Genomic DNA, 13,606 nt, shown 5'->3' with positions numbered 1-13,606 from the left:
GAAATATAAAAAATTGTGTGGAATATTAAAAATTTTTCGGTATTATAAAAAAATTATAAATTTTTAAAAAATATATGAAGCTTATTATCTTATTATTTACTTTTTTATTTTCTATGTTTTCTTTTGGAGAAAGCGAAACTATTAAAGGAAAGCCTTTAAAATATGCAGCAAATAATGATTTTGAAAATAGACTAGATGAACAGGAACAAGAAATCAGAAGGTTAATCGGTAAAGTTGAGGTTTTACAGCATAAAATTGATATGCTAACGCAGAACTCAAATATTCCAAATCAAGAAGAAAATACTGAAGTTTTAGAAGCCGGTGATTCAAAAAAACAAGATGTTTTTGATATAGCTTTGCTTAAAGATATGCCGGATAATGCTCCTAAAAAACCTATTGCGGTTAATAAGGATATAGCTCCTGATAAGCAAGCTTACGATTTGGCTCTTGCTGCTTATAAAGATAATAAACTTACTGAAGCAAAAGATAAGTTTAAAAATTTTATCCAAAAATATCCTAACAGTTCGCTAATTAGTAATGCTTATTTCTGGTATGGGGAATGCTTTTTTAAACAAAAAGACTATAACGGAGCAGCGGTTAACTATTTAAAAGGCTATAAAGAGTCGCCGAAAGGGGCAAAATCTTCCGATGGGTTATTGAAGTTAGCACTTTCCTTAGGCGAGCTAAAAAAGACGACAGAAGCCTGTAATATGCTTGCTAAGCTTGATAAGGAATTTCCAACTAATAGAACTGCCGCATCCAAGAAAATGGCAGAAGATGCTAAGATTAAATTTGGCTGTAAAAATAAATAAAAATAATAAAATATGACTGATATTTTGGATGAAGTACTGAGTGATCAAAATGAAGAGAAAAGGTTAATTTTTTTCAAAAAGCTTTTACCTATAATAATCATCATTTCTATAATAGCTATTACTATAATGGTTGTTATTAATAATAATAAAGATAAAAGAGTTAAAAATAACCAAAAAAACGGAGATATTCTTGTTAAGACTGTTGGTTTGGAAGCAACAAAAGATAATGAAGAATTAGCTTTTAATACTTTAGAGAATTTAGTTACTACTAGTAATACCAAAATAAAAGAAATAGCTGCATTAGAACAAGTAGCCATAAAGATTTCGGAAAAAAAATATTCAGAAGCGAAAGACCTGCTTAATAAAATTATTGAAAATAAAGAATATTCCGAAATTTCTACTTCTTATGCACGTATTTCATGGTGTGGTCTTGTTATTGATGCTCAAAATCTAGATATTCAAGATAAAAAAAAATTGACAAAATATTTAAACTATTTTGATGACGAGAAAAAACCTTTTTGGGCTACGGCAACTATCATAAAAGCTATGTGGGATATTAAGAATAATATGAAACCGCAAGCAGAAAAAAATCTAAAAAATTTATTAATTTCAAATAATGTATCTGATCTAATAAAAGATCAGGCTAAAGCATTGCTTGTAAATTTAAATAAATAATAATTTGTACTTAAGGAAAAATATGACAAAAAAAATAGCACTTCTGTTATTACCTTTTATTTTAATTTCATGTAACGGGCTTGGACCAAAAAGGGTAAAAAATATTGTTGAGTTGACTCCTAAATTAGCAATTCAGACTAATGAGCCTATATATTTAGATTCTAATGCAAATATATATACATTTAATGCAAATATGCTTAAGAATAAACAGTATAGTTTTGCTAGAAGCAAAACTATTACTGAGCCGATTTTTATAGGCGATATGATTTATGCATTAGATATTAGATCGAATATTTCTGCATTTTCTATAGAGAAAAATAAGATTATTTGGTCTTATAATTTAAGTAGACATAAAAAAGATAATTATATAGGCGGCGGAATTTTACACCATAACGGAAAATTATACGTAACATACGGTTCAAGGCTGTTAGTAGTACTAGATGCAAAATCAGGTTATGAAATAATTAGAAAAGAACTTCCGGATATTATTAGAATTAAGCCTATTGTGCTAGATGATAATACTGTCTTAGTGCAAACTATCAGTAATCAAACTATTGCTTTAAATGCAGAAACTTTAAAAACCGTATGGGAACATGAAAGCCTAGCGGAAGTTTTATCTGCTAGTTATTTTATGACGCCGATAGTACAGCATGATAATGTAATAGTAACTTATAATTCCGGTCAAGTACTTGCCTTAAATATAAAAAACGGTGAAGTAAGATGGAATTTTGAGTTTGCAAATCTTAATGATCGTACAGCTATACCGAATTTTGACGAATCAAGTATTTTATGTACCCCCGTTCATGATAATATGAATCTGTATATAGCGACCGGTCTTGGTAAGCTTATTAAGCTTAATATAGCAACCGGTAGTGTGATTTGGCAGGTAAATGCCGAGGATATTCAATCAATGTCTTTAATCGGTAATAGCTTATTTGTAACAAATAATGCTAGACAAATAGCAGCATTTAATCCTGAAACAGGGAAAGTAAAGTTTGTAGCTGATTTAAATGATGGAAAAGATCCTAAGAAACTAAAATCTGCTACTTTTTTAGTACCTTTTGTTGGAGTTGATAATAACAATAAGCGAAGTTTAAATGTTATTTCCGTTAACGGTGTTTTATATAGTTTTGATGTTGATAATAATGGATTAAACATGATACCTCATATTGTCAAAATTATAAAAAATATTCGTTATTATGGGCTAATGGCAAATAATAATTTATATTTTTCTACCGATAGAAAAATAATATTCGGAAGTAAATAAATTATATTTAGCTTGACAGATAGCGGGTATTAATGCTATTAAATATGTTTCTTGATTCTTTAATTTTAAATTCTAATTAAAATAGATACTATTGTGAAAACTTACTCGGCAAAGCCATCGGAAATTGAAAAGAAATGGTGGGTCATAGACGCAAAAAATATTGTACTAGGACGACTCGCTAGCAGAGTTGCTAATATGCTACGTGGTAAGCATAAACCTAGTTTTACGCCTCATTTAGATTGTGGTGATAATATAATCATAATAAATGCAGAGCATGTAAAATTAACAGGTAAAAAAGCGAATCCCAAAGACGGAAAAATATATTACAGACATACAGGGTTTCCAGGTGGGATAAAAGATACTACGGCAGGTAAAATCTTAAGCGGTAAACACCCTGAGAGAGTTATTAAAATGGCCGTAAAAAGAATGATTACAAGAAATGCTTTAGGTGCTAAGCAAATGAGTAATTTGTATGTTTATGCAAATGGTGATCATCCTCATATGGCACAGCAACCTACTGTTTATGATTTTGCAAGCCAAAATCCAAAAAATAAAAAGTAATAGAATATGACCGAGTTAAAAATTAAAACAGAAAAAGTAGAAAAGCAGTTAACTAAAGAGCCTTTAAAACCGGTATTAAAAACTCCTAAAGAAAAAATAGATAATTCAGGCAAGTTTTATGCTACAGGTAAAAGAAAAAATACTATAGCACGAGTATGGCTTAAATTAGGAAAAGGAAAAATAGTTGTTAATAAAAAAACAATAGACCAGTATTTTCCTTCTGAAACTTATGTGAAAACTATCTTACAGCCGTTTGTCTTAACAAAAACTATTGATCAGTATGATGTAATTTGTACTGTTAGAGGTGGAGGAATTTCAGGACAAAAAGGTGCTATTTTACATGGAATTTCTAAAGCTTTAGATAAATCTGCTCCGGATTTTCATGCTATTTTGCGTAAAGGCGGTCTTTTAACACGTGATTCTAGGGTAGTAGAGCGTAAGAAATACGGACAACGTAAAGCACGTAAGAAAACACAATTCTCTAAACGTTAAGATATTGGCTATTGTCATTGTTGCGTGGATGCCAAATCGTCATTGCGAGGAGCGAAGCGACGCGGCAATCTAGAAAAATAATAAAAAAATTCTGATTTACAGAATTTTTTTTCTTCCTTGCTTTGTCAATTGCTATGCAATTTCCTCGCAATGACGGATAAGCAAGTCCACGCAACAATGCCTTCCCACGTAGGCGGGAATGACATAAACAAGCCTATACGACAACGCCTACGATCTTAATAAATTATATAAACACTTCTCCCCTGGCGGGGTAGCTCAGCTGGTTAGAGCGACGGAATCATAATCCGTGTGTCGGGGGTTCAAATCCCTCCCTCGCTACCATTTATTATCCCTTTTACTATATAACGTTATTAATAATTTAAAGCCAATAGCAAGTTACGGCATTGCCTAGAAAAAGTTTATATCGTCATTGCGAGCGACTAAAGGCGTTGTTGCACGGCTCAAAAAATGCCCTCGGTGTCATTCCCGCGTAGGCGGGAATCCAGCATAAAGCGAGATAAATCGAGCTTTTAATTTCAAAAACTTGCTGTATTTATACTTTTTTTCTGGATTCCCACCTACGCGGGAATGACATAAGCGAGCCATGCAACAAGGCTGCGACTAAAAGGAGCGTGGCAATCTAGGCTCTGTGAACATTTCTAAAAAGATTTTGGTTATTTTTTGCTACAAATTATAAGATTTTTTTGAAATAGGATTAACTATTCCTACAAAAATCTTATTAATTTTCGCTAAAAATTATTTTGTTAATAATTCCATAGTTTTTAATAAAATTTTGTATAAGATAAATATATAAATAATTAGGTATTGCTCACTAAAGAGAGATGTCATACCGTGGCTTGGGAACTAGATCCAGTAAAACAACTAAAAATACTAGATGTTTAGGTATTTTTTTTGGATCCCGTGAATAAATCTATAGTACAGGATAGTTTTTGAAAAGACCTCGATATCATCCCTGCAAGGCATTGTCCGCGTGGATCGATTTTACCGCTGTCATCCCCCCGTGGCTTGACCACGGGATCCAGTTAAAAATACTAAAATTATTAGTATTTTTTATTGTTTTTATAGACCCTGTGGTCAAGCCACGGGGTGACACAGTCAGTTTTACCGGTCCACGCAACAATGCCTCGCGGGAATGACATAGAATAGAAATTGTCCGGTACTATGTAATAAATCACGGGATGACATTGAGTTTTTTACTATTATCTCTCTTTAGTTAACAATACCAAATATTAGATTTCTTGCATAACCTATCTTATAAAGAGGAATTTAAAAGATGCACGGAACACAGAACCGGAACGTATCAAATCTATGTGATGATTCAAGTACTGGATTACCTTTAGAAAGAGGTTATACAAGAAGTCTATTTTATATTAGGTTCTGTGAAGATCTCTAAAAAGATTTGATTTGCACTAAAAAATATCTCAAAATAACAAATCAATTAAAAACCTTTGCAAAGCCTAACATTTTATGAAATTGATTTTAACAAGTTTAATTTTTATATTTATGAGCTTTCTTCCAATATATGCTAAATCCTTACCTAAAGGGTTCGTGTATCTGAAAGATATCGACCCTACAATTATTCAAAATATGCGTTATTATTCAGATGAAAATTTTGTTGGTAAAAAGGTAGATGGTTATAAAGCACCAGAAGCAATTTTAACCATAGAAGCTGCTAAGGCTCTTAAAGCAATACAAGCTGAGATAAAAAAAGATGGTTATTCACTTATTATATATGATGCATATAGACCGCAAAAAGCTGTACAATATTTTTTAAGATGGAGCAAAGATAATATTGATCAAAAAAATAAGGAAAGCTTTTACCCATATATAGATAAGTCTAAATGTTTTACACTAGGTTATATAGCTGAAAGATCCAGTCATAGTAGGGGTAGTACTGTAGATTTATCAATAATAAAACTTCAACAAAAAGTTAATAACAATTCTAAAATCATTAAGAGAAAGTTGAAAGACGAACGTGTTATATCCTATTTAGATGATAATACGGTAGACATGTATACTTCTTTTGACCTATTTGATGAAGCTTCACATCATAACAGTAAATTAATTGATAAGCAATATTTAGAAAAACGTAATTATTTACGTTCTAAGATGCAAAAACATAATTTTAAAGCATGTCAGATTGAGTGGTGGAATTATACACTTGAAGATGAGCCTTATAAAGATCAATATTTTAATTTTGATATAGAATAGACTTCCTGCATAAGTCACTTCTAAAGGTAATTTGTACGTCAATCCGGTACTCGAATCCTCACGTACGCTTGTGTACGCTGCGGTTCGAGGTGAAGTGTCTCCTTCAAATTCCCTTTATAAGATGACTTATGCAGGAAGTCTAATAAAAAACTATGACAGTATTAAGCGAAAAAAAATGTATCCCGTGTGAGGGCGGTATTCCGCCGCTTGAGAAAAAAGAAATTGATAAGTTATTAGTTCAATTACAAAGTAAGTGGCAAGTGAATGAATTAGGGCATCTTTATAAAAAATATAAATTTCCTAATTTTGTAAAAGCTATGGAATTTGCAAATAAGATAACTGAAATTGCAGAGCAGGAAGCACATCATCCCGATTTAACTATATCTTGGGGAGCATGTAGTGTGGAAATATGGACTCATAAAATCGACGGTCTTACTGAAAGTGACTTTATATTGGCTGCAAAGATAGAAAGTATTAATTCTTAAGTGAAAAGAATAATAGCAAAAATCACACAAGTATCAAACATAAGGTAACGTTATGCCAAATTATCATATTAAATTTTTATCAAATATAGTTAATTTAATCGGTTATTTTTGTAGACTTATTTTATTACCAAATTTAATATCAGCTGATTCTAGTGAAAATAGTGATGACCAAAGCCTTGATAGAAATAAGGTATATTCTGTACATTTAAAACCTTTTTCTAATAGTTCTACATATTTTTTAGATGAGAATCCTGATCATACCTTTGTACATATTGCTGATAAAAAATATATTTTATGTGGATTGGTTAGAGAGCTAAAATTTGCGTTTGAAGATATAAATTCATGGTTTTTAATGCCGGAAGCTCAAATTGATACGATTAATTGGGAAACTGAAACAACAACAAATCACTATCTAAGTAATTTTATTATAAACTTATTTCATATAAGAGAAGTAAAAGATTTTATTGCTAATATAACTATATCTAACCTAGCAAATGTATTTACTGCACATATAATCGGTGATAATAATTATCACTTAATAAAGAATGATAGTACATATTATATGATTGAATCTAGTTGCAATAAAGATATTAGTTTATTGTCTAGAGGAACAAATGAATGTGCTGTATTTACTTTAGGCAAATGATACGGGTACTTCATTATTTAGTGCTATAAATGAATTAATTGAAGGTGATAGAGAGGTAAATAGTGCTGCTACAAGTACTATACTTATCTGTATTACAACGCAGTAACATTAAGTATATTAGGCGTAAGATACCTGGCTAATAAAATTAAGGTACATATAAATTCTGATTACCATGATGATAGTGATCAACATAATATATGTTTAGGTCAAATAGAGGATCAAGAGGCTCTAAATAATTAAGTATACTCGTTTAATTTAAAAAATTGGCTACGTTATCTTTTGCTGATAATCCTCACGGGCTCTGGATATATAAGTGTGTAAATTCTAAAATAGGCATTAAATTCGCCCATCAAATTTTATCAAAAAGTGAGCCATGTCCTCTCCCCAATTTTGGATAGGCATATTCCATTTTCGCGTAATATAGTCAATTGTCAAGTACAAAGTCTTAAATACAGAGTCGTCGTTAGGAAAACCCCTTTTGTTATTAGTAACCTTGCGTAATTGACTATTTAAACCTTCGATTGCATTGGTTGTATAAATGATACGCCTAATCACTTCTGGGTATTGTAAAAAAATTATCAAATTCTGCCAATTATTTTGCCATGATTTTGCAATATGTGGGTACTGTTTGCCCCATTTCATATCAAAATCAGATAAGGCAGTAAGTGCTTCATCCTCAGTGATAGAGCTGTATACTAGCTTCAAATCTGCTGCAAGTTCTTTACGGTCTTTATAGCTTACATATGACAAACTATTTCTGATTTGATGTACAATGCACAGCTGATGCTCAGTTTGTGGATATACTGCAGATATCGCCTCACTCATGCCCGTTAGATTATCGCTACAAGCAATTAAGATATCTTTTAATCCCCTGTCTTTCATTTCAGTAAAATTATTTAACCAAAATTTAGCTCCCTCATTCTCGCTAATACACAAGCCTAAAATATCTTTCCTTCCGGTTAAATCTACACCTAAAGCTACATATACTGCCTTATTGATAATTCTCTTATCTTGACGTACTTTAACTATAAGTGCATCAAAATATACTATAGCATATATGGCTTCCAGAGGCCTATTCTGCCAACTCCTGACCTCATCCATAACATTATCGGTAACCCGACTAATAAGGCTTTCACTGTTCTCTGCACCATATAGCTCATGAATCTGAATCTTAATGTCAGAGAGGCTCATCCCTTTAGCATATAAGGATAATATCTTCTGATCTAATCCATCAATCCTAGTCTGACGCTTTGGCACTAGTACAGGAGAAAATTCAGCATTTCTATCACGTGGTACTTCAAGTTCCAATACTCTACCTTCAGTAATTAGGCTTTTTTTGCATACACCATTTCTACTATTGTTAGTCTCTATCCTGCCATATTTGTTATAGACAAGATGCTCATCCATCTCAGCTTTTAAGGCTCTTTCAAATATATTTTTAGTTAACTGCTTTAATATCCCGTCTTTGGCAAAAAAACTCGTTAAATCAGTATCTTTATCTATTAGCAAATCTACTGCTTGTTTTATCTTCTCTTGGTTACTGTTACTCATGTTATTCCTGATAAATTATATTATTGTTAATATAACCTATCCTAGAAATTTACACACTTAGTGAGACAGCACCTTTTAGGCATTGTCATTGCGAGCTGGCGTTGCCTGCGTGGAGCGGTAAATGCTTTTTATGTCATTCCTGCTTTCGCAGGAATGACATAAAAGCCACGGTATGACACAGTTTAGCTATATAGAAACTAATATTTCTTAATATAATACTTATTCTTATCCCTTAAATCCAAAGCCTTATAATTTTGGTTAAATAGCTTGTTTGCTTTATTAAGTGCATCGACATATTTTAATGCTTCTTCAAACTCTTTTTCAGGTAACTTAATACTTATATTACCTTTAAGATTTAAATCCCACCTTCTATCTCCGAGTCTTACGGCAGCCGAAGTTTTATTCATTAATGCTGGATATTTCTGTAGCTCTAGTACTAATTTACCTGCGTAGATATTTGCCCCTTCCCCTACAACATGTAATAAATGAGGAAAAGGCTGAATATTTTTACTAATTTCGTAACCTTCTTCATCGACTAAGAAAAGCTGATTATTAATTTGCCAAATAGCAATAGGTTTTCTTTCAAATAATTTTATATATACCGTATTTGGTAATCTTCTACTGACATATACTTCCTTGATCCATTTATTTTTCTTTAAATTATTTCTAATTTCGTCTAATTTAAGAGCAAAAATAGGACTGCCCTTATTCGCATTTAAAACCTTTAATATTGTAGGCTCATCGACATTTTGCTGTCCTTCGATGATAACATTCTCAAGTTTAAACCCGAGTTTTGTTGTTGTTTGATATATATTTGTTGTTAAGTAGGTTTTTATGCCGGCAAAATATTTTGTAAAAACAAATAGACATACAAAGATAATTAAAGCAATCTTAAGCCCTAATATTGCTTTTTTGTAAATTAGTCCTAATTTTCGGCGTAATGAGATATTATTAGTTTTTTTTGTTTGTTTTTTTTTATTGGAGCTTGTTTTTTTTCTCATGATTCAAAGCTTGCCGTCTTTATAATTTCTTCAATTAAGTTAGTAAAATTTATCCCTGCATAAGCTGCAATTTCCGGCACTATTGATAAAGGCGTCATACCTGGGTGAGTATTTATCTCCAAAGCATATAATTTGTTTGTCTGCTCTTCTAAAATAAATTCTGCTCTAGCAGGACCTTTACAATTCATTGTTTTATAAATTTTTTCTGATTCTATAAGTAATTTTTCATATAAATTAGCAGGTAGCGGAGCAGGACAAAGATGCTCAGCAAATCCTTCGGTATATTTAGTTTCATAATCATAGAAACGATTCTTTAGTAATTTAATTTCTAAAGCCCCAAGAGCTTTGCCGTTTAATACCGCTACTTGCAACTCTCGCCCTTTTATATACTGCTCTATTATCACCTGATCACCGTAAGGGAAATTATAATCGGCAAAGTTAAAATCATCTTCCTCAAATATCACCTCAACACCAATACTTGAACCTTGCGTAAGAGGCTTAATCACATATGGTCGCTTCATAGGATCATTAGCCATCTCTCGAAACTCTACTTCTAGAGGTAATTTGTGCGTCGAGCCTAGACTCGCATCTGCACGATCGTTTTTGTACGCTGCGGTGCGAGGTGAAGTGTCTCCTACAAATTCCTCTCTATAAGCGAGTTTGGAGAGATGGCTAATATTATCGTTTTTACTTACAACGATACTTTCTGCCATATTAATATTATTCGTTAAAAACCAGCTCCTAGAATGTATTTTATCGAATGCTAAAGCTGAAGATAACACGCCGCTATGAGTATAAGGAATCCGCATTATATTAAGTAATCCAGGCAAGCAACCGTCTTCACCATATGTACCGTGTAGGCAGTTAAAAACAATATCAGGTTTTATTTCCTGTAATTTAACCGCAATATCTGCTCCCATATCAATAAAGGTAACTTTATATCCTAATTCAATTAAGGCTTTACTAACTCCTTCGCTTGATACTAAGGATACTTCACGCTCAGCAGACATACCGCCCGCTACTAACGCTATATGTTTTTTACCGGTAGTACTTAATATTTTGACTTCAGAATATTCCACCCAATGTGTTTGATATTTCATATTATTTGCTTTTATTATTTGTCATCCTGCGACTTATTTTTCGTCATTGCGAGGAAAAGCTGTAAATTTTGACGAAGCAATCCAGTAAAAAATGCTATAGATTAGCATTTTTTTATTATTTTTGCTGGATTGCCACGCAAGTACTACGACTGCTCGCAATGACGATTTTTAAACATACCTACCCAAACGTTTTATTTCCCACTTTAATTCAACGCCGCTATCTTCAAATACTTTCTGCCGGACAAAATCGCCTAAATCCTCTAAATCCTTAGCGGTAGCATCGCCGTTATTGATCATAAAATTACAATGAAGTTCTGACATCGAAGCACCGCCTATTCTATAGCCTCTAAGTCCTGCTTTGTCAATAAGTTCCCAAGATTTAAGCCCCTCAGGATTTGCAAAAGTACTACCACCTGTACGCTCTTTAATAGGCTGCGTTGATGACCTTGCATTATTTATTTCATTCATCCGTAATAATATATTTTCACTATCGCCTTTATTTATTTTAAAAACGGCTTTGAGAATAATTAAATCCTTTGGTAAATTATTACTGCGATATTTAAAACCGATTTCTTCATTTGTGAATGTTAAAAAGTTTCCTGCAAAATCAATCGCTTCTATTCTAACTATGATATCCTTAAATTCAGAGCCGTAAGCACCGGCATTCATAACAACACCACCACCGATAGTACCAGGAATACCTACTAAAAACTCAAAACCGGAAATAGCGTTTGCTTGACAAAATTTTGCTAAATTATAATTAAGGCAGCTACTACCTACTATTAGATGATCATCTATAAACTCAATATTACTAAAATTCTGACCAAGCTTTATTGTAACTCCTTCTATCCCGCCGTCTCTTATAATAATGTTTGAGCCTGCACCAAAAGTAGTTATAGGTAATTTTTGCTTATTTTGTATTAAGAAACTTGCTAAATCTTCGCTATCAAAAGGTTTAAAGAAAATTTCGGCATTACCGCCTACTTTAAACCATGTCAGATGTTTTAAATTATAATCTTTTTTATACTCGACTTTTAGTGTTGGTAAAATTAACATATCTTTACTGTCATCCATTTTTACTGTCATCTTCACCCTTTTGTCAGCGTTGTTGCATGGCTCGTTTTATGTCATTCCCGCGAAAGCGGGAATCCGGTAAAAGTGAATTATTGTCACCCCGTGGCTTGACCACGGGATCCAGTTAAAATACTAAAATTATTAGTATTTTTTATTGTTTTTATGGACCCCGTGGTCAAGCCACGGGGTGACACAGTGGGTTTTATCGGTCTACGCAACAATGCCTCCTCGCAATGACGACTTGGTATCCATGGAATGACATCAAGTGCGGGATGATAATCTCCCATCTAATTCATTAGCAAAACTTGAAATATTACCTGCTCCCATCATAATTATCATATCACCGGAAGCTGCATTATCTATAATAACCCCGACCGCATCATCTAGCTGTGCTAGAAAATTTGCTTTATCGTGATGCTTATTCTTAGCAATTTTATCAACTAAATTTTGGCTTGTAATCCCTTCTATAGGCTCTTCTCCTGCAGCATATATATCGGTAATATAAATCATATCCGCATCATTAAAGCAAAGCATAAAATCATCAAATAAATGCTGCATTCTTGAATATCTGTGAGGCTGAAAAATAGCAATAACTTTACCGTTTTGTTTATTTGCTATATTTTTAGCCGTCGCAAGTGTTGCTTTGATTTCCTCGGGGTGATGAGCGTAATCATCGATAACCACCGCCTTATTATATTCAGCTACTTTAGTAAATCTTCTCTTTACACCCTTAAAATTATTGAAACCGTTTTTAATAGCTTTAATACCGAAATCTAATTCTATCCCAACGGCAATTGCAGCAAGACTATTTAAAATATTATGTCTTCCGGGCGTTGGAATAGTAATTTTTTCAATAATCGTTGTACCTAGTACATTTGGTAGACTAATTTTTACGTCAAAAGTAGAGGAAGCAATATCAGTGTTAATATTAAACGCTATAATATGAGCATCTTCTGAATCGATTCCATAAGTAACAATCTTCCTTTCAGTAATATCATCTACTAACTTACGAACTATTTTATGATCGATACAACAAACGGCAAAACCGTAAAACGGCAAATTAGTAATAAAGCTTTTAAACGCACCAATTAATGTTTCAAAATCTTTATAATAATCTAAATGTTCAGGATCAATGTTAGTTATTATCGCAATAGTTGATGGAATATGAATAAACGTCGCATCCGATTCATCAGCCTCCGCAATTAAATAATTACTTGAACCAAGATATGCATTAGTCGATTTATTATTTATAATCCCGCCGTTAATAACTGTAGGACATAAACCGGCTGCCTCAAATAAACAAGCAACTAATGAGGTAGTAGTAGTTTTGCCGTGCGATCCTGAAACCGCTACCGAACATTTTAATCTCATAAGTTCAGCAAGCATTTCCGCACGCCTAATAATAGGAATTTTACGCTCTAATGCCTCTTTTATTTCAGGATTATTTGAATTAATTGCCGATGAAATAACAACATACGAAACATTGGTAATGTTCTGCTCGGCATGTCCTAAAAATATTTTAATGCCGTAGACTGCAAGCCTTTTAGTATTATAATTTTCTACTAGATCGGAACCTTGTACTTTATAACCTAGGTTATGTAATATCTCAGCAATACCGCTCATTCCAACGCCGCCGATACCTATAAAATGTATAGTTTCTAAGGTTTGATTAGTTTTTTTTAATTCAAGTAACAGCATCTAAGTTTAATC

General features: G+C 32.6%; 15 protein-coding genes, 1 tRNA gene and 1 pseudogene. 9 read left to right on the top strand and 8 right to left on the bottom strand.

From position 1 onward, the window contains the following. The first annotated feature begins 74 nt into the window (after positions 1-74). From ybgF to AC5587_RS06070, 6 genes are all read left to right on the top strand, one after another. On the top strand, positions 75-812 hold the full coding sequence (gene ybgF / locus AC5587_RS06095) for a tol-pal system protein YbgF (RefSeq protein ID WP_011271309.1): 738 nt from the start codon (positions 75-77) through the stop codon (positions 810-812). Positions 813-824: 12 nt separating this feature from the next. After that, positions 825-1,487: a DUF2659 family protein gene (locus AC5587_RS06090; RefSeq protein ID WP_499162156.1), complete on the top strand. Its 663-nt coding sequence runs from the start codon at positions 825-827 to the stop codon at positions 1,485-1,487. Between the two features lie 22 nt (positions 1,488-1,509). After that, the gene (locus AC5587_RS06085) at positions 1,510-2,754 is read left to right on the top strand and encodes an outer membrane protein assembly factor BamB (RefSeq protein ID WP_499162155.1); all 1,245 of its coding nucleotides are present in this window, start codon (positions 1,510-1,512) and stop codon (positions 2,752-2,754) included. A gap of 93 nt (positions 2,755-2,847) precedes the next feature. Continuing rightward, positions 2,848-3,315: a 50S ribosomal protein L13 gene (gene rplM, locus AC5587_RS06080; protein ID WP_014413045.1), complete on the top strand. Its 468-nt coding sequence runs from the start codon at positions 2,848-2,850 to the stop codon at positions 3,313-3,315. A gap of 6 nt (positions 3,316-3,321) precedes the next feature. Further along, positions 3,322-3,807, top strand: a complete 486-nt coding sequence (rpsI, locus tag AC5587_RS06075) for a 30S ribosomal protein S9 (RefSeq protein ID WP_499162154.1) — start codon at positions 3,322-3,324, stop codon at positions 3,805-3,807. A 265-nt stretch (positions 3,808-4,072) separates the two neighbouring features. Then, a tRNA-Met gene (locus tag AC5587_RS06070) sits at positions 4,073-4,149 on the top strand. A gap of 138 nt (positions 4,150-4,287) precedes the next feature. On the opposite strand, the gene AC5587_RS06065 is transcribed toward AC5587_RS06070, so the two are convergent. Together AC5587_RS06065 and AC5587_RS06060 are read right to left on the bottom strand one after the other, a co-directional pair. Then, entirely contained in the window at positions 4,288-4,413 is a 126-nt protein-coding gene (locus tag AC5587_RS06065; protein ID WP_410527028.1) for a hypothetical protein, read from the bottom strand. A 361-nt stretch (positions 4,414-4,774) separates the two neighbouring features. After that, the gene (locus tag AC5587_RS06060; RefSeq protein WP_499162153.1) at positions 4,775-4,948 is read right to left on the bottom strand and encodes a proline/betaine transporter; all 174 of its coding nucleotides are present in this window, start codon (positions 4,946-4,948) and stop codon (positions 4,775-4,777) included. A 347-nt stretch (positions 4,949-5,295) separates the two neighbouring features. Here AC5587_RS06060 and AC5587_RS06055 point away from each other — a divergent pair, with 347 nt between their 5' ends. The 3 genes and pseudogenes from AC5587_RS06055 to AC5587_RS06045 all read left to right on the top strand — a co-directional run. After that, complete coding sequence (locus AC5587_RS06055; RefSeq protein WP_499162152.1) at positions 5,296-6,039, top strand: M15 family metallopeptidase; 744 nt, start codon at positions 5,296-5,298, stop codon at positions 6,037-6,039. Positions 6,040-6,191: 152 nt separating this feature from the next. After that, a complete protein-coding gene (locus AC5587_RS06050) occupies positions 6,192-6,524 on the top strand; it encodes a 4a-hydroxytetrahydrobiopterin dehydratase (RefSeq protein ID WP_011271315.1) in 333 nt (110 codons plus the stop codon). 52 nt (positions 6,525-6,576) lie between these two features. Next, positions 6,577-6,867, top strand: a pseudogene (locus AC5587_RS06045) (hypothetical protein); the annotation flags it as partial. A 639-nt stretch (positions 6,868-7,506) separates the two neighbouring features. Here the strand turns inward: AC5587_RS06045 and AC5587_RS06040 are convergent. From AC5587_RS06040 to murC, 6 genes are all read right to left on the bottom strand, one after another. Then, the gene (locus AC5587_RS06040; RefSeq protein WP_499162151.1) at positions 7,507-8,721 is read right to left on the bottom strand and encodes an IS256 family transposase; all 1,215 of its coding nucleotides are present in this window, start codon (positions 8,719-8,721) and stop codon (positions 7,507-7,509) included. A gap of 197 nt (positions 8,722-8,918) precedes the next feature. Then, positions 8,919-9,722, bottom strand: a complete 804-nt coding sequence (locus tag AC5587_RS06035; protein ID WP_499162150.1) for a cell division protein FtsQ/DivIB — start codon at positions 9,720-9,722, stop codon at positions 8,919-8,921. Further along, a complete protein-coding gene (locus AC5587_RS06030; protein ID WP_499162149.1) occupies positions 9,719-10,822 on the bottom strand; it encodes a palindromic element RPE1 domain-containing protein in 1,104 nt (367 codons plus the stop codon). Before AC5587_RS06030 ends, AC5587_RS06035 begins: the two co-directional genes overlap by 4 nt. Positions 10,823-10,990: 168 nt before the next feature. Beyond that, positions 10,991-11,878, bottom strand: coding sequence for a UDP-N-acetylmuramate dehydrogenase (gene murB, locus AC5587_RS06025; RefSeq protein WP_499163009.1), 888 nt, complete (start codon positions 11,876-11,878; stop codon positions 10,991-10,993). A 113-nt stretch (positions 11,879-11,991) separates the two neighbouring features. After that, the gene (locus tag AC5587_RS06020; RefSeq protein ID WP_499162148.1) at positions 11,992-12,183 is read right to left on the bottom strand and encodes a hypothetical protein; all 192 of its coding nucleotides are present in this window, start codon (positions 12,181-12,183) and stop codon (positions 11,992-11,994) included. Further along, on the bottom strand, positions 12,158-13,594 hold the full coding sequence (murC, locus tag AC5587_RS06015) for a UDP-N-acetylmuramate--L-alanine ligase (RefSeq protein ID WP_410527150.1): 1,437 nt from the start codon (positions 13,592-13,594) through the stop codon (positions 12,158-12,160). Before murC ends, AC5587_RS06020 begins: the two co-directional genes overlap by 26 nt. Positions 13,595-13,606 lie beyond the last annotated feature (12 nt).

Source organism: Rickettsia endosymbiont of Hedychridium roseum, from assembly GCF_964028255.1.
GTDB classification, from domain to species: domain Bacteria; phylum Pseudomonadota; class Alphaproteobacteria; order Rickettsiales; family Rickettsiaceae; genus Rickettsia; species Rickettsia asembonensis.
This window is presented reverse-complemented; position numbering and strand designations above follow the sequence as displayed.